This window comes from Enterobacter cloacae complex sp. GF14B, from assembly GCF_004136805.1.
Taxonomy (GTDB): Bacteria; Pseudomonadota; Gammaproteobacteria; order Enterobacterales; family Enterobacteriaceae; genus Enterobacter; species Enterobacter hormaechei_C.
In genome coordinates this window covers 1-14,883 of sequence record NZ_QFRV01000090.1, presented here as the reverse complement: position 1 = coordinate 14,883, position 14,883 = coordinate 1, and the positions used below count along the sequence as shown (strand labels likewise).

The window sequence follows — 14,883 nt, the reverse complement described above, 5'->3', positions numbered from 1 at the left end:
AGGCGCAGCGCGACGAGCTACAGCTCGCGCACCCGGACTGGCATTTTGTTGAGGATTCAGGCCGGGGCTATCGCCGCGTGGTGGCCTCGCCCCAGCCGCTGCGCATCGTCGAGGCGGATGCGATTAAGGCGCTAACGCAGAAAGGTTTTGTGGTCATCGGCGCGGGCGGTGGAGGCATTCCCGTGGTGCGCAGTGAACAGGGCGATTACCAGAGCGTGGATGCGGTTATCGATAAAGATCTCTCCACCGCGCTGCTGGCGCGCGAGATCCGCGCCGACGTGCTGGTGATCACCACCGGCGTGGAGAAAGTGTGCGTGAACTTCGGCAAGCCGAACCAGCAGGCGCTGGATACCGTCAACGTGGCGCAGATGACGCGCTACATGGATGAGGGCCACTTCCCGGCGGGCAGCATGTTGCCAAAAATCGTCGCTTCGCTGGAATTTTTACGCCATGGCGGCAGGCGCGTAATCATCACCTCGCCGGACTGCCTGCCCGCAGCGCTGCGCGGTGAAACGGGTACCCATATTATTAATGAAGGAAGATAAGATGAGTGAGAATAAAAGCCGCCGCGAGTTTATCAGCCAGAGCGGCAAAATGGTTACTGCCTGCGCGCTGTTTGGCGCCATGGGTTCCGTCGCGTATGCTGCCGATTCTGTAAAGGCAACCTGCGAGACGGGTAAACCGATGAACATCACCGCAAAACATTACTATCTCGACAACGTGCTGCTGGAAGCCGGGTTTAACTACGACGGCAGCGTGGCGACAAGCACCCGCACCGAGCTGAAAACGCTGGAAATCAAAGACGGGAAAATCGTCGCCCTGCTCGATAACAACAGCCACACTGATGCGGCCCTGCCGCACTTCGACGCGGGCAAAAAGCTGATGCTCCCGGCGATGCGCGACATGCACATTCATCTGGATAAAACCTTCTACGGCGGCCCGTGGCGCTCCCTGAACCGTCCGGCGGGCACCACCATTCAGGACATGATCCGCCTGGAGCAGAAGCTGCTGCCGGAGTTACAGCCCTACACGCAAGAACGCGCCGAAAAGCTGATCGACCTGATCCAGTCCAAAGGGTCCACCATCGCCCGCAGCCACTGCAACATAGAGCCGGTTTCCGGCCTGAAAAACCTGGAAAATTTGCAGGCGGTACTGGCGCGCCGGGGCGCAGGCTTTGACTGCGAAATCGTTGCCTTCCCGCAGCACGGCCTGCTGCTGTCGAATTCTGAAAAGCTGATGCGCGAGGCGATGCAGGCGGGGGCGCATTATGTGGGCGGGCTGGACCCAACCAGCGTCGACGGCGCGATGGAGAAATCGCTAGATACCATGTTCCAGATTGCGCTGGATTACGACAAAGGGGTGGATATTCACCTGCATGAAACCAGCCCGGCGGGCGTGGCGGCGGTGAACTACATGGTAGAAACCGTGGAGAAAACGCCGGCGCTGAAGGGGAAGCTGACCATCAGCCACGCCTTCGCGCTGGCCACGCTTAACGAACAGCAGGTGGATGAGATCGCCACCCGCATGGCGGCACAGCAGGTAACCATCGCCTCGACCGTGCCGATTGGCACCCTGCACATGCCGCTGAAGCAGTTACGTGATAAAGGCGTGTTTGTCATGACCGGTACCGACAGCGTGATCGACCACTGGTCGCCGTACGGTCTGGGGGACATGCTGGAGAAAGCCAACCTCTACGCCCAGCTCTATATTCGCCCGAACGAGCAGACGCTTTCGCGGGCGCTGGGCATCGCCACCGGCGACGTGCTGCCGCTGAACGACAAAGGTGAGCGCGTGTGGCCTAAAGCGCAGGACGACGCCAGCTTTGTGCTGGTTGACGCCTCCTGTTCCGCCGAGGCGGTGGCGCGCATTTCTCCGCGCACCGCGACGTTCCACAAGGGGAATCTGGTCTGGGGCACGGTCGCCTGACGCCACGTTGGGGTATCGCTACAGGTGATACCCCGACAATCGCAACTCACGGTCAATCCACTCGACGAACTGCTGGATCTTCCACGCGCGTTCGTTCATGTGCGGCATCACCAGATGGTGCGCGTTGATGGCGATACCCATTTCATCAGGCAGCACCTGCACCAGCGAGCCATCCTTCAGGTGATCGGTAGCCATCATTTTGCTCTCCAGAATAAACCCAAGCCCCATGCGCGCCGCTTCAAAGCTCATGTAGGAGCGGTCGAAGCTGAGGCTGAAATTAAGCCAGGGCCTGTCGATATTGTGCCAGGCGAACCATTTCTCCCAGTTCACCAGAGTGCTGGTGGACGAGATAAGCGACTGTTGCAGCAGATCGGCGGGCGTGCTGATGGGATGCTCTTCTGCATAGTCCGGCGAGGCCAATACCACCAGCGTGTCGTTTTTAATGGTCATCACCCGGTAGGCGTCCCAGTCCGGAATACCGTGACGGATATCAATGTCGATATTATCTCTGGCGAACTGTAGGTTCTCATAGGAGCAGGTGAGATTGATGGTGATATCAGGATATTCGGCGCGGAATCTGCCCAGACGGCGCAACAGCCAGGACAGCCCGAAGGTGGGGGAAGAGTGCACGCGAAGCACAGCATTGTCTTTTTCTTTCACGATTTGATCGGTGGCGCGCCCGATGGCGCTCATCGCCGCCGAGACCTCCCGCAGATATTGTTCTCCCGTCGGGGTGAGTTGAACCCCTTTGCCGCTGCGGATAAATAATTTCTTGCCCAGCCACGATTCCAGCGACGCGATCTGGTGGCTTACCGCCGAAGGCGTGACGTTGAGCTGTTCCGCCGCCTGATGGATGCTCAGGGCGTTAGCAACGGCGATAAACGCCTGCAAATTTCTGAGCGAGGGCAGCGATAACGTCTGGCGATCCTGCGCGGACATGGCCTACTCCTTACACGATAATTGATAAAAAACATAACATTGAGACTGCGAGCGGGCAATTTTATCCCGATGTTATTTTTTTGAGCTGTATCGCGAATCAAATTTATCTCAGCAATAAATGAGCTTTATTGAATGGCGTTTCATGGGTGAGCCGATATATTGACCTTGAACGCAATAATAAAACGACTCACGGTGTTCGAATAATGAGGTAAGTTATGTCTCGTATAGAACAAGCTGTCCCCTACATAAAGACTAAAAAAACCAATTACCGTTTCGTTGTGCTGGCATTAATTTTTATTGTTTATGCCATTAACTATGCTGACCGAACAAATATTGGTGCAGTACTGCCGTTTATCATTGACGAATTTCATATCAATAATTTCGAAGCCGGTGCCATCGCCAGCATGTTTTTTTTGGGATACGCCCTGAGCCAAATTCCTGCGGGCTTTTTTATTGCCAAAAAGGGAATTCGCGGCATGGTGGCACTGTCGATATTCGGCTTCTCTGCCTTTACCTGGCTGATGGGCACCGCAACCTCGGTTCTGGGCCTGAAGTGTATCCGCCTGGGGCTGGGGTTAACAGAGGGGCCGTGCCCGGTCGGGCTGGCCTCCACCATCAATAACTGGTTTCCGCCAAAGGAGAAGGCCACGGCCACGGGCGTCTACATCGCCGCCACCATGTTCGCGCCCATCCTCGTGCCGCCGCTGGCAGTGTGGATCGCCATGACCTGGGGCTGGCGCTGGGTCTTCTTCTCCTTTGCGATCCCCGGCCTGGTCATTGCCGTCCTGTGGTATCTGCTGGTACGCACCAGGCCGTCCGAGAGCGCATTCGTCTCGAAAGCGGAGCTGGAGACCATTACCGCCGGTCAGGAGACCCCGGACGCCAGACGGGAAAATATCGTGATTTCACCAGGCTTTGCACGCCTCGATCGGCTGATCCGCGTGCGGGAATTAGCCCCGGTAAGCACGGTAAAAGGGCTGTTTACCTCGAAGAATATTCTCGGCGACTGCCTGGCCTATTTTATGATGGTCAGCGTGCTGTACGGACTGTTGACGTGGATCCCGCTCTATCTGGTGAAAGAGAAAGGCTTTACGTTTATGAGCATGGGGCTGGTCGCCAGCATGCCGTGCATCGGTGGATTTATCGGTGCGATTTTTGGCGGCTACGTCTCCGACAAACTGCTCGGCCGCCGACGTAAACCGACCATGATGTTTACCGCCATCAGCACCGTTTTAATGATGGTTATTATGCTGAATATTCCGCAAAGCACCGTCGCGGTTTGCGTCGGGTTATTTTTTGTCGGCCTCTGTCTGAATATCGGCTGGCCCGCTTTTACGGCTTATGGAATGGCTGTTGCGGACAGTAAAACCTATCCGATTGCCGCGTCCATTATCAATAGCGGCGGTAATCTCGGCGGATTTGTTTCCCCGATGCTGGCAGGTTATCTGCTGGATAAAACAGGTAGTTTTAATTCCGTGTTTATTTATTTCGGTATTTGCGCAGCCATTGGCTTAATAATGATTATGCTGCTGGAAGAGCCGAAATAAAACATTAAATCTCTCTTGTCCTAATGGAGTAAATGTATGCTACTGAAAAATAAAGTCGCCGTTATTACCGGCGCGGCTTCCGTACGCGGTTTGGGTTTCGCTACGGCGAAATTATATGCTGAACAGGGTGCGAAAGTGGTGATTATCGATTTAAACGCTGAAGCCAGCCGGGCTGCCGCCGCGAGCCTTGGCGACGAACATCTGGGCCTTGCGGCGAACGTCAGCAATGAATTACAGGTTAATGCCGCCATTGAGCAGGTGCTGGGGAAATACGGGCGCATCGATATTCTGGTGAATAACGCCGGCATAACTCAGCCGATCAAGCTGATGGATATCAAACGCGAAAATTACGATGCGGTGCTTGACGTCAGCCTGCGCGGCACGCTGCTAATGTCCCAGGCGGTTATTCCCACTATGCGCGCGCAAAAGTCGGGCAGCATCGTCTGCATTTCATCGGTATCGGCCCAGCGCGGCGGCGGCATCTTTGGCGGCCCACACTACAGCGCTGCAAAAGCGGGTGTGCTGGGGCTGGCAAAAGCCATGGCGCGTGAGCTGGGGCCCGACAATGTGCGCGTAAACTGCATCACGCCGGGTCTTATCCAGACGGACATTACCGCAGGCAAGCTGAGCGATGAGATGAAAACGTCCATTCTGGCGGGCATTCCGCTTAACCGCCTCGGAGACGCGCAGGATATTGCCCGCGCCGCGCTGTTCCTCGGCAGCGACCTCTCTTCTTACTCCACCGGTATCACGCTCGACGTGAACGGCGGGATGCTGATCCATTAAGGAGATACGACGATGACGGATACCACAGTTCAACAGGTTGCCGCCGCGGCCTGGCGCATTCGCCGCTACGCGCTGCGCATGGGCGAAGTGCAGGGGCAGGGCTACATCGGGCAGGCGCTGGGCTATGCCGATGTGCTGGCCACCGCGTTTACCCACGGAATGAACCTTAAGCCGGGCGAGCCGGAGTGGGAGGGGCGTGACCGTTTTTTGCTCTCTCACGGCCACTACGCCATTGCCTGTTACGCCGCCCTGATTGAAGCGGGGATCGTTCCTGAAGAGGAGCTGGAGACCTACGGCGCGGACGACAGCCGCCTGCCGATGTCCGGCATGGCAACCTACACGCCGGGCATGGAGATCTCCGGCGGTTCGCTGGGGCAGGGCTTAAGCATTGGCGTTGGCATGGCGCTGGGGCTGAAGCGCAAGCAGAGCGCGGCATGGGTCGTTAACTCCATGTCGGACGGCGAGCTGGACGAAGGGTCAACCTGGGAAGCTGCGATGTCGGCGGCACATCACGGCCTGTCGAACCTGATCGTGCTGGTGGACATTAACCGCCAGCAGGCGGATGGCAACTCGCACGCGATCCTCGGCTTTGAGCCGCTGGAAGATAAATGGACCTCCTTCGGCTGGTACGTGCAGCGCGTCAACGGCAACGATGTCCCTTCACTGGTAACGGCGTTTGATAACGCCAAACGCTACCCGGAAAACCAGCCGCGCGTCATTTTGTGCGACACGCTGATGGGCAAGGGCGTGCCGTTCCTCGAAAAGCGTGACAAGAACCATTTTATTCGCGTGGATGCTGACGAGTGGCAAAAGGCACTCGCTGTGCTGGATGCCAACAAACCTGAAGGAGTGCTGTAATGAGCCAGACCACGGAGAAAAAACCGCGTTTAACCACGTCGGCGATGATTGCCTCTATCGCGGAAGAGGGCCAGGAGACGCGAGCCGCACCGTTCGGCCACGCGCTGGTGAAGCTGGCGGAACAGCGACCGGAGGTCGTAGGCATGACTGCGGATCTGTCGAAGTACACCGATCTGCATATTTTCGCTCAGGCCTACCCGGAACGCTTCTTTCAGATGGGCATGGCCGAGCAGTTGTTAATGGGGGCCGCGGGCGGCATGGCGAAAGAGGGTTTTATTCCTTTCGCCACCACCTATGCCGTCTTCGCTACCCGCCGCGCCTACGACTTTATCCATCAGGTGATTGCTGAAGAGCACCTGAACGTGAAGATCTGTGCGGCGCTGCCGGGGCTAACCACCGGTTACGGGCCGAGCCACCAGGCGACGGAAGATATTGCGATTATGCGCGGTATTCCGGGCATGACGATTATCGATCCCTGTGACGCAATCGACACCGAACAGGCGGTGCCGGCGATGGCAGCGCACGATGGCCCTGTCTATATGCGCCTGCTGCGCGGCAAGGTGCCGGTGGTGCTGGACCAGTACAACTACCAGTTTAAGATTGGCAAAGCTGCGCTGCTGGAAGAGGGGAACGATGTCCTGATCGTCGCCTCAGGCCTGATGACCATGCGTGCGCTGGAGGCGGCGAAGCAGCTGCGTAAGGATAACGTCAGCGTGGCGGTGCTGCACTCGCCCACCATTAAGCCGCTGGACGAAGAGACGATCCTGGCGCAGGCTGCGAAGCCGGGACGGCTGGTCATCGTGGCGGAAAACCACAGCAGCGTAGGCGGGTTGTGCGAAGCCGTCGCGTCGCTGTTGATGCGCAACCGCGTGAACGTGGATTTCGATACCGTCGCGCTGCCGGACGCGTTCCTTGATGCGGGCGCGTTGCCCACCCTCCATGACCGCTACGGGATCTCAACCACAGCCATGGTGGAGAAAATCCGGCGCAGGCTGTGATTTATAAGACGGATACGTTGTCAACGGGCGAGGGGTGCTTTACCCTCGCCACTGTTGCGATAAAGGAGTCCGTTATGGCACAAAACATCTACGACAACCCGGCATTTTTTGAAGGCTATGCCCAGCTTCCGCGCTCGGTTCAGGGCCTGAACGGCGCGCCGGAGTGGCCCGCGCTCAAGGCAATGCTGCCAGATTTAACCGGTAAAGCGGTTGTCGATCTCGGCTGCGGCTACGGATGGTTCTGTCGCGCAGCGCGCGAGCTGGGCGCGTCTGACGTCACGGGTGTTGATATTTCAGAAAAAATGCTCGCCCGCGCGGCTGAACTGACTGATGACAATCGGATTCACTATCAGCGTAGCGATCTGGAATCTCTGGCGCTGAAAGCGAATAGCCTCGATCTGGTCTACAGCTCGCTGGCGCTACACTACCTGCCGGAGCTGGACACGCTATTCGCCAACGTTCAGCGCGCGCTAAAACCCGGTGGCAGCCTGGTCTTCTCGATGGAGCACCCGATTTATACCTGCGCCACCCGTCAGGGCTGGCTGACCGACGACAGCGGCGAGCGGTTCTGGGGCGTGAATCATTATCAGGACGAAAGCCAGCGCGTCAGCAACTGGCTGGCGGACGGGGTGATTAAATACCACCGCACGCTGGGCACCACGCTTAACGCGCTGATCAAGGCCGGATTGACGATAAGCGAAGTCAATGAGTGGGGACCAACGCAGATGCAGGTTGACGCCTGGCCCGCGCTGGCCGAAGAGGCGGAACGCCCGATGCTGGTGCTGATCGCCGCCCGTAAGGCTTAATAGCCGACTTTATATACCCGCCCGCTCTGTACCCCTTCCACGCTGCGGCGGTAGGCCTGCGCAACGGTCGCAGCGGGAACGCTTTCAAAGCCCGGGAAGAAGCCATCATATGCTTCGACGGATTCCGTCAGCACCGTCGGGCTGATCAGGTTAATGCGGATCCCGCGCGGCAGTTCACAGGCCGCGGCGCGCACAAACCCTTCCAGCGCCGCATTCACCGTGGTGGCATTGACGCCCTGAGCAATCGGCTCGTGAGCCACAATGCCGCTTATCAGCGTAATCGAGCCGCCTTCGTTCAGGTAGTGCTGGCCGGTCAGCGCCAGACGAATCTGCCCCAGCAGCTTATCCTGTAAGCCCCGGTTGAACTCGCCGTCGGTCATGGTTGCGAGCGGGCCGAAGTGTACCCCACCGCTGGCGGAGACAATCGCATCCACCGGGCCGATCTTTTCGAACAGCGCCTGTACGCTCGCCTGCGAGGTGATATCCACCTGATGGTCGCCCTGCGTGCGACCCACGCTGATCACCTCGTGACGACGGCTTAGCTCTTCTGTCACAGCACGACCGACCGTACCGCTGGCACCAATAATGACGATTTTCATAGCAGACTCCTTATGTTGTGAGCCTTCATTCTTTAATAAATAAAAATTCAGATAAACTGGGTTGATGTTAGAAGATTGCTAACCAGAGGTTCGGAATATGGATAAGCTTCGCGGCATGGAGACGTTCATCGCGGTGGTGGAAAGCGGCAGCTTTACCGGCGCGGCGGCCCGGCTGGAGATGTCGGCGGTGATGGTCGGGAAGTATATTACGCAGCTGGAAACGCAGCTCGGCACGCGGCTGCTGGAGCGCAACACCCGTCGCCAGAGCCTGACCGACGCCGGACGCGTTTATTTCGAAGAGGCCAGGCGCGTGCTGGAGCAGGTCTCGATTGCTGAAAACGCGGTTGAGCGCCTGCGAGCCACACCCGCCGGCACCCTGCGCGTGACAGCGCCCACCTCGTTTGGCGGCTGCGTTATCGCGCCTCTGACGGCCACGTTTTTGCAGCGTTACCCGGAAGTGCGCATCGAACTGGATCTCACCAACCGAATGGTTGATCTGGTCGAGGAAGGGGTCGATCTGGCCATTCGTATCGGTGAGATCCGTAATGAGGACCTGGTGGCGAAATATCTGTGTCCCTACAACATGGTGATCTGCGCCGCGCCGGATTATCTGGCGCGTCACGGTACGCCGCAAACGCCAGCCGATCTGGTGGATCACCTGTGCCTGTCGCACACGGTATGGACGGCGCGTAACGAGTGGCGGCTGCCGGGTGTGGAAGGCGAAGTGCGCTGGAAGCGTGATGCCGTCTTACGATGCAATGACGGCTACGGCTTACGCATGGCGGCGCGAGCCGGGGCGGGACTTCTGCTGCAACCGGAAGTGCTGGTGGCGGAAGAGCTGGCGAGCGGCAGGCTGGTTCGGGTTCTGGAAGCGTTTACGCCCGCGCCGAGGCCGGTGCATTTACTGTGGCGCCAGGATTTGCGGCCGCTGCCTAAGCTAACGGAATTTATTGCCCATATTCTGCTAAGATTGGGCACAATATAAAAAAAGAAGGTAAGTAAAGAATGTCTGCAAACAAACTCGCCAGCAGCGCGCAGGGCCTGCAATCCTCTGCCATCCGTGAATTATTAAAACATAGCAAAATGGCAGGCGTGATTTCGCTGGGTGGCGGTATTCCAAATCCGGACCTGTTCGATCATGAAGGTTTAAAAATCGCCGCTGATGCCGTGCTGTCTCAGCATTTTGGCGAAGCATTCCAGTACGGTCTGACGGAAGGCGTCCCGGGGCTGCGCGAAGAGATCCAACGCATCTGTGAAGGTCGCGGCATCGCCTGTAAAGCCGATGACGTGGTCATTACATCCGGCTCTCAACAGACGCTTGACGTGCTGGCGCGTGCGTTAATTAACCCGGGCGATACGGTCGTCGTTGAGCGTCCGACCTACCTCGCCGCGTTGCAGGTCTTTGGCCTGGCACAGGCGAATTTTGAATCCGTCGGCACCGACGGCGACGGCATGAAAGTAGATGAACTTGAAGCGCTGGTGGCAACTAAAACCATCAAAGCAGTTTATATCGTGCCAACCTTTGGTAACCCGGGCGGCGTGACGCTCTCCGAAGCGCGTCGTAAACAGCTGGTGGAATTATCGAAGCGCTATGACTTCGTGATTATCGAAGACGACCCGTACAGCGAGATCAACTACACCGACGAAGCGTTCCGCCCGCTGATTGCTCATGCCAAAGATATCGGCAATGAGGATAACGTGGTGTACACCTCCACCTTCTCTAAAATCCTCGCGCCGGGCACCCGCGTGGGCTGGGTGCTGGTGCCGGAGTGGCTAAAGCGCGCGGTAGTGAACCTCAAGCAAACCACCGATCTGCACACCAGCACGCTGTCGCAGCTGATGACGTACGAATATCTGAAAACCGGTCGTCTGGCGAATCAGATTAAAATGATCCGCGAAGCCTATCGCCAGAAATACCAGACCTTTGCCAGTGAACTGGAAGCGGAGCTGGGCGATGTGATGTCGTTCCACAAGCCAAAGGGCGGCATGTTCCTGTGGGCGAAAATGAATAACGGCATCAATACGACGAAATGGCTGGAAAAAACGTTGAGCAACGGCGTCGTGTTTGTGCCGGGTGAGTTCTTCTACTGCAACGAGCCGGACCACACCACGCTGCGCATGTCTTTCGTTACCCCAACGGATGAGCAGCTTAAAGAAGCGGTTCGACGCCTGAGAATTTCCCTGTAACCGGATGCGCATAATGGCAGATGCCGTTATGCGCCGTTCCCGTGTCGGGTAAGCGTATTGCGTGGCGCGAGCGGATCAGGCAACGTCCGGCTTGCCGGATTTTCGCTTCGCCATGACTTCCGCAACGGTTTTTATCCGGCTTAACTCCTCCTGCGTGCGGGAGTTAGATTGCGCTTCCCAGATATCAACGTTTAGCTGTAAGTTCAGCCAAAATTCAATAGTGGTATTAAAGGCTTTTGCCAGTTTGATCGCCATATCGGCAGTAAGTTTGCGATTGTTATTGACCAACGCGCTTACGGTATTGCGGTGTACATTTAGCATCTCTGCCAGATCGTTGATTTTCAGATTGAGCGGTTCAAGATACTCATACTGCAACACCTCGCCCGGCGTGGTGGGTTTGCGGAGTGCCTGTTGAAGTGTCATAGGTGATGCCTCACTTGTGTTGCGTGTACTTGTGTGGAGAGAGATAGAGATCGTCTGCTTTTCCCTCTGACCAGCGAAATACAAGCCTGTATTGTCTGTTTACCCGGATAGAGGAGTATCCCTTCAACGGAGGACTCAATGCTTCATACATATTGCCCGGTGGCGATCGTAAATCCAGGTGCGACATAGCCGCATTGATGATGTCGAGCTTTCTTGCAAGCGCTGTTTCCAGATTCAAAGGAATAACATTGCTCGATCTCCCGTAGAGAAAAAAATCCTCAAGCCATTGATCCCGAAAATGATTAATCATAATGCTGGTAAGCTCCAGTCCTTGAAGCTGAGTGGATAGTAATGCACTCCTGCACTGTGCGCAAGTGCGTTTTGTCTGCGAGTAATATTACCCTGGTCATGGCTGAAGGGAAGTGTGATGCATGACTAAAGGTTAATTCTTCGAGGCGGATTCCACGTCTTGCGTGCGGATTAATGCCCGGCGGCGCTGCGCTTGCGCGGGCCTGCGAGAATGTAGGCCGGGTAAGGCGAAGCCGCCACCCGGCGTTTGACTACCGCTCCCTCAGCGCCTCCTTCGCCCGGTTAAACGGTTTGATCATATAATCCAGCACCGTTTTCTCTCCGGTCTTAATATCCACCGTCGCTATCATCCCCGGCACGATCGAGAAGTGCCTGCCCGCCTTATTCATCAGATAATCCTGGCTGGTACGGATAAATACCCGGTAATAGAACACCTCCGGCTTCGCTTCGTCCTGAATGGTGTCTGGCGAAATGGTCTCCACCACCCCGTGCAGCCCGCCGTAAATCGCGTAATCGTAGGCGGTGATTTTCACCAGCGCCTCCTGATTAGGATGGATAAAGGCGATATCCCGGGGCGAGAGGCGGGTTTCAATCAGCAGGTGATCGTCCACCGGCACAATCTCCATTAACTCGCCGTTGGGCGGTATGACGCCGCCGATGGTGGTCACCTTGATGTTTTTCACGATCCCGCGCACCGGAGACTTCACCGTCAGGCGGGTAACGGAATCCTCGCGGCCTTTCAGGATCGCTGACACCATATCCACCTCGGCGTTGGCCTTCGACAGCGCTTCACGGGCCTGCACGTAATACTGGGAACGGACGTCGGTGAGCTTCAGCTCCAGGTCGCTTTTCTGCCGTTGCAGACGCAGCACTTCCACGTGGCTGGCGGCCCCGGTTTTCACCAGCCGCTGGGTGATCGCCAGTTCTTTGTTCGCGAGATCTAACGCGGCGCGCAACTCCCGCTGGGTATCCTCCAGCTGGGCGCGGCGCGAGTTGTAGAGCCGCGTTTCGGCGGCGGTCAGGTCGGTCCATTTCGCCAGGGACGGCGGGAATTTGAGCGGCAGATCGTTCACCTCGGCATACAGACGCGCGCTGGAGGCCAGCGACGCGCGGTAACGCGCCGCGCTTTCGCCGACGTTAGATTCCGAGCGGGTAGGATCCAGCCGCGCCAGCACCTGTCCGGCCTGCACCTGATCCCCTTCGTGCACGTTCAGCTCGGTGAGGATCCCCCCATCCAGCGACTGCAACACCTGCTCGCGTGAGCTGGGGATCACTTTTCCGGTGCCGGTTGAGACTTCGTCCAGCACGCCGAACCACGCCCAGACGCCGAGCACCACAAACATCACCAGGGAGAAGAAAACAATGCGCCGGGCGCCGGTATAACCGCTTTCGGAGTCGAGCGCGTTATCCAGATCTTCTACTGCGGCAACGTCACGCTGACTGATTTTCATTTTTCCACTCCCGTCCGGTTGCCTGCTGCTGTTGCTGCATACGGCTGTTGTTCAGCGCCTGGGCTTTTGGCGCGTCCATCACCAGCATGCCATCTTTGAGTACCACCACGCGCTCCACCAGCTCCAGCACCGGCACGCGGTGGGTCGCGACAACCAGCGTGCGGTTGCCGAGCCACGCCCCGAGACGTTGAATAAATTCCCGCTCGGTATGTTCATCAAGGGAGGCGGTCGGTTCATCCATCAGCACGATATTCGGGTCGCGCAGCAGCATCCGCGCCAGCAGAATAGACTGCCGCTGCCCGCCGGACAGCCCGACGCCGTTCTCCATAATCGGGTAATCCAGCCCCTTTGGCAGCTTCTGCACAAAGCTGGCCGCGCCGCACATCTCCAGCACCTCGAAGATCTCTTTATCGGTGGCGCGCGGCATGCCGAGCGTAATGTTCTCGCGCAGGGTGCCATAAAACAGCCGGGCGTTTTGGGTCATAAAGCCGACGTTTCTCCGCACGTCAGCCACGTCCAGATGCGGCAGGCTGAGGTTGTCGAGCCGCAGTTCACCACCCGCCAGATCCATCCCGCCCGCCATCGCCTGCAACAGGGTTGATTTGCCCGCGCCGTTGCGCCCGAGGATCGCCACTTTTTCGCCCGCTTTGATCTCCAGGCGGTTAATGCGCAGCGCCATGCGGGGATCTTCCGGGTGATAGCGGAACTGCGCCTGCTCGAAAAGATAGTGGCCGCGCAACACGTCCTGGCGGATCGGTGTCTCTTCGCGCTGGTTCTCGGTCGGCAGCTGCATAATGCTGTCCAGCCCCTCTTTGGCCGCCTTCACCTGCTGCCAGCGGGCCAGCACGCCGCATAGCGTCGCCATCGGGGCGATCATCCGTGAGGCGAGCATCGAGGCGGCCACCACCGAACCGGTGGTTAAGGTGCCGTCGATCACCATCGGCGCGCCCACCACGATCACCCCGGCATAGACCAGGCTCTGAATGGTCATCCCCCAGCTGATCAGGTTCTGCGTCAGTTCGCGGGTGCGCAGGCCGGATTCGGCGGTGATCTGGATATAGCTGTTCCACTGCTGCAAAAAGCGGTTCTCTGCCTGCATCAGCTTGATGTCCTCCAGCCCCTGCACGCTTTCCACCAGCACCGCGTTGCGCAGGGTTGATTCATGCGCCGACTGCTTCGCCAGCTCCGCCAGCTTCTTTTGCAGCAGCAGGCCAGGCAGGACCATGATCACCGCCGCCACCGGAGCGATCCACGCCAGCTGCGGGGCGATGATCGCCAGCACAATCACAAACAGGATAAAAAACGGCAGATCGACGATGGTGGAGATGGTGGAGGAGGTGACCATCTCGCGGATCTGTTCCAGCTCGCGCAGCTGGGAGATAAAGCTGCCGGTGGATCGCGGAATGGCGCTGTGGCGCAGCCGCAGCGCGTGGCCGAACACCCGATCCGAGACGCGCAGATCCGAGCGTTTGCCCAGCAGATCCATAATGTGTCCGCGCGCCACGCGCAGCACAAAGCCAAACAGCGTGGCGATCAGCACCCCGATAGTCAGCACATAGAGCGTCGGATAGGACTGGGCGGGGATCACCCGGTCATACACCTGCATGGAAAAGACGATGCCCGAGAGGGAGAGCACGTTAATGAACAGTGCAGCCAGCATCACCCAGCTGTAAGGGCGAAGGTCGCGCATCACCAGCCGGTAGAGCCAGTCCGGGCGGTATTTTGATATATAGGCATCCACGCGGCTGTCCTTCAGCGCCGCCAGCGGACGCAGGGCGATGACGTGGCGGATGGCAGGCAGCATCGCGCTCATCGACAGGCGGTTGGTGTGCGTGCTGTCGTCGAAAAAGCTGACCTCAAGCGTATCCTCGCCGTCGAAATTGTCGATGACGCCGATTTTACCGTCGTTCAGCTCCACCACCACCGGCAGACGCCAGCTGTTGATAGCGTGCTGATCGGCCGTCAGCAACTGGAATGTCAGCCCGGCTTCACGGGCGAGCTGCGTCAGCGCGGGCACCATCGGTTTGCCTTTCAGCCACGGCGCGCCTGCGACG

Annotated in this window: 15 protein-coding genes; 9 read left to right on the top strand and 6 right to left on the bottom strand. The window is 58.0% G+C overall.

Annotation, left to right across the window (positions count from 1 at the left end; genetic code table 11):
* Together DD606_RS21205 and DD606_RS21200 are read left to right on the top strand one after the other, a co-directional pair.
* Window positions 1–545 (top strand): carbamate kinase (locus tag DD606_RS21205; protein ID WP_129259079.1); only part of this gene is annotated, 545 nt, incomplete at its 5' end.
* Between the two features lies 1 nt (window position 546).
* A complete protein-coding gene (locus DD606_RS21200; protein ID WP_058672811.1) occupies window positions 547–1,926 on the top strand; it encodes an amidohydrolase family protein in 1,380 nt (459 codons plus the stop codon).
* An 18-nt stretch (window positions 1,927–1,944) separates the two neighbouring features.
* Here DD606_RS21200 and DD606_RS21195 read toward each other — a convergent pair whose 3' ends face one another.
* Window positions 1,945–2,865: a LysR substrate-binding domain-containing protein gene (locus DD606_RS21195; RefSeq protein WP_003862214.1), complete on the bottom strand. Its 921-nt coding sequence runs from the start codon at window positions 2,863–2,865 to the stop codon at window positions 1,945–1,947.
* 215 nt (window positions 2,866–3,080) lie between these two features.
* On the opposite strand from DD606_RS21195, the gene DD606_RS21190 reads away from it, so the two are divergent.
* The 5 genes from DD606_RS21190 (at window position 3,081) to DD606_RS21170 (ending at window position 7,860) form a co-directional block, all read left to right on the top strand.
* Window positions 3,081–4,412, top strand: a complete 1,332-nt coding sequence (locus tag DD606_RS21190) for an MFS transporter (RefSeq protein WP_023323645.1) — start codon at window positions 3,081–3,083, stop codon at window positions 4,410–4,412.
* A 36-nt stretch (window positions 4,413–4,448) separates the two neighbouring features.
* Complete coding sequence (locus DD606_RS21185; RefSeq protein ID WP_003862216.1) at window positions 4,449–5,198, top strand: SDR family NAD(P)-dependent oxidoreductase; 750 nt, start codon at window positions 4,449–4,451, stop codon at window positions 5,196–5,198.
* Window positions 5,199–5,210: 12 nt separating this feature from the next.
* Entirely contained in the window at window positions 5,211–6,056 is an 846-nt protein-coding gene (locus DD606_RS21180) for a transketolase (RefSeq protein WP_032609986.1), read from the top strand.
* Window positions 6,056–7,054: a transketolase family protein gene (locus DD606_RS21175; RefSeq protein ID WP_022651706.1), complete on the top strand. Its 999-nt coding sequence runs from the start codon at window positions 6,056–6,058 to the stop codon at window positions 7,052–7,054. Before DD606_RS21180 ends, DD606_RS21175 begins: the two co-directional genes overlap by 1 nt.
* 74 nt (window positions 7,055–7,128) lie before the next feature.
* Window positions 7,129–7,860, top strand: a complete 732-nt coding sequence (locus tag DD606_RS21170; RefSeq protein WP_058659912.1) for a bifunctional 2-polyprenyl-6-hydroxyphenol methylase/3-demethylubiquinol 3-O-methyltransferase UbiG — start codon at window positions 7,129–7,131, stop codon at window positions 7,858–7,860.
* Here the strand turns inward: DD606_RS21170 and DD606_RS21165 are convergent.
* Complete coding sequence (locus DD606_RS21165) at window positions 7,857–8,459, bottom strand: short chain dehydrogenase (RefSeq protein WP_022651704.1); 603 nt, start codon at window positions 8,457–8,459, stop codon at window positions 7,857–7,859. The genes DD606_RS21170 and DD606_RS21165 overlap by 4 nt on opposite strands.
* A gap of 97 nt (window positions 8,460–8,556) precedes the next feature.
* Here DD606_RS21165 and DD606_RS21160 point away from each other — a divergent pair, with 97 nt between their 5' ends.
* Window positions 8,557–9,444 (top strand): LysR family transcriptional regulator, encoded by an 888-nt coding sequence (locus DD606_RS21160; protein WP_022651703.1) that lies wholly within the window; start codon window positions 8,557–8,559, stop codon window positions 9,442–9,444.
* A gap of 20 nt (window positions 9,445–9,464) precedes the next feature.
* Window positions 9,465–10,646 (top strand): PLP-dependent aminotransferase family protein, encoded by a 1,182-nt coding sequence (locus tag DD606_RS21155; protein WP_129259077.1) that lies wholly within the window; start codon window positions 9,465–9,467, stop codon window positions 10,644–10,646.
* Window positions 10,647–10,721: 75 nt separating this feature from the next.
* On the opposite strand, the gene DD606_RS21150 is transcribed toward DD606_RS21155, so the two are convergent.
* The 4 genes from DD606_RS21150 to DD606_RS21135 form a co-directional block, all read right to left on the bottom strand.
* Window positions 10,722–11,069, bottom strand: a complete 348-nt coding sequence (locus DD606_RS21150; protein WP_022651701.1) for a HigA family addiction module antitoxin — start codon at window positions 11,067–11,069, stop codon at window positions 10,722–10,724.
* Window positions 11,070–11,079: 10 nt separating this feature from the next.
* Window positions 11,080–11,379, bottom strand: a complete 300-nt coding sequence (locus DD606_RS21145; RefSeq protein WP_015571638.1) for a type II toxin-antitoxin system RelE/ParE family toxin — start codon at window positions 11,377–11,379, stop codon at window positions 11,080–11,082.
* Between the two features lie 250 nt (window positions 11,380–11,629).
* Window positions 11,630–12,829, bottom strand: a complete 1,200-nt coding sequence (locus DD606_RS21140) for an HlyD family efflux transporter periplasmic adaptor subunit (protein WP_255573113.1) — start codon at window positions 12,827–12,829, stop codon at window positions 11,630–11,632.
* On the bottom strand, window positions 12,810–14,883 hold a 2,074-nt coding region (locus tag DD606_RS21135), incomplete at its 5' end, for a type I secretion system permease/ATPase (RefSeq protein ID WP_129259075.1). The genes DD606_RS21140 and DD606_RS21135, both read right to left, overlap by 20 nt.

What these genes read in the sequence shown, in the direction of transcription:
- DD606_RS21200 (WP_058672811.1), top strand. Translation starts at nt 547, where the DNA reads ATGAGTGAGAATAAAAGCCGCCGCGAGTTTATCAGCCAGAGCGGCAAA.
- DD606_RS21195 (WP_003862214.1), bottom strand. Translation starts at nt 2,865, where the DNA reads ATGTCCGCGCAGGATCGCCAGACGTTATCGCTGCCCTCGCTCAGAAAT.
- DD606_RS21190 (WP_023323645.1), top strand. Translation starts at nt 3,081, where the DNA reads ATGTCTCGTATAGAACAAGCTGTCCCCTACATAAAGACTAAAAAAACC.
- DD606_RS21185 (WP_003862216.1), top strand. Translation starts at nt 4,449, where the DNA reads ATGCTACTGAAAAATAAAGTCGCCGTTATTACCGGCGCGGCTTCCGTA.
- DD606_RS21180 (WP_032609986.1), top strand. Translation starts at nt 5,211, where the DNA reads ATGACGGATACCACAGTTCAACAGGTTGCCGCCGCGGCCTGGCGCATT.
- DD606_RS21175 (WP_022651706.1), top strand. Translation starts at nt 6,056, where the DNA reads ATGAGCCAGACCACGGAGAAAAAACCGCGTTTAACCACGTCGGCGATG.
- DD606_RS21170 (WP_058659912.1), top strand. Translation starts at nt 7,129, where the DNA reads ATGGCACAAAACATCTACGACAACCCGGCATTTTTTGAAGGCTATGCC.
- DD606_RS21165 (WP_022651704.1), bottom strand. Translation starts at nt 8,459, where the DNA reads ATGAAAATCGTCATTATTGGTGCCAGCGGTACGGTCGGTCGTGCTGTG.
- DD606_RS21160 (WP_022651703.1), top strand. Translation starts at nt 8,557, where the DNA reads ATGGATAAGCTTCGCGGCATGGAGACGTTCATCGCGGTGGTGGAAAGC.
- DD606_RS21155 (WP_129259077.1), top strand. Translation starts at nt 9,465, where the DNA reads ATGTCTGCAAACAAACTCGCCAGCAGCGCGCAGGGCCTGCAATCCTCT.
- DD606_RS21150 (WP_022651701.1), bottom strand. Translation starts at nt 11,069, where the DNA reads ATGACACTTCAACAGGCACTCCGCAAACCCACCACGCCGGGCGAGGTG.
- DD606_RS21145 (WP_015571638.1), bottom strand. Translation starts at nt 11,379, where the DNA reads ATGATTAATCATTTTCGGGATCAATGGCTTGAGGATTTTTTTCTCTAC.
- DD606_RS21140 (WP_255573113.1), bottom strand. Translation starts at nt 12,829, where the DNA reads ATGAAAATCAGTCAGCGTGACGTTGCCGCAGTAGAAGATCTGGATAAC.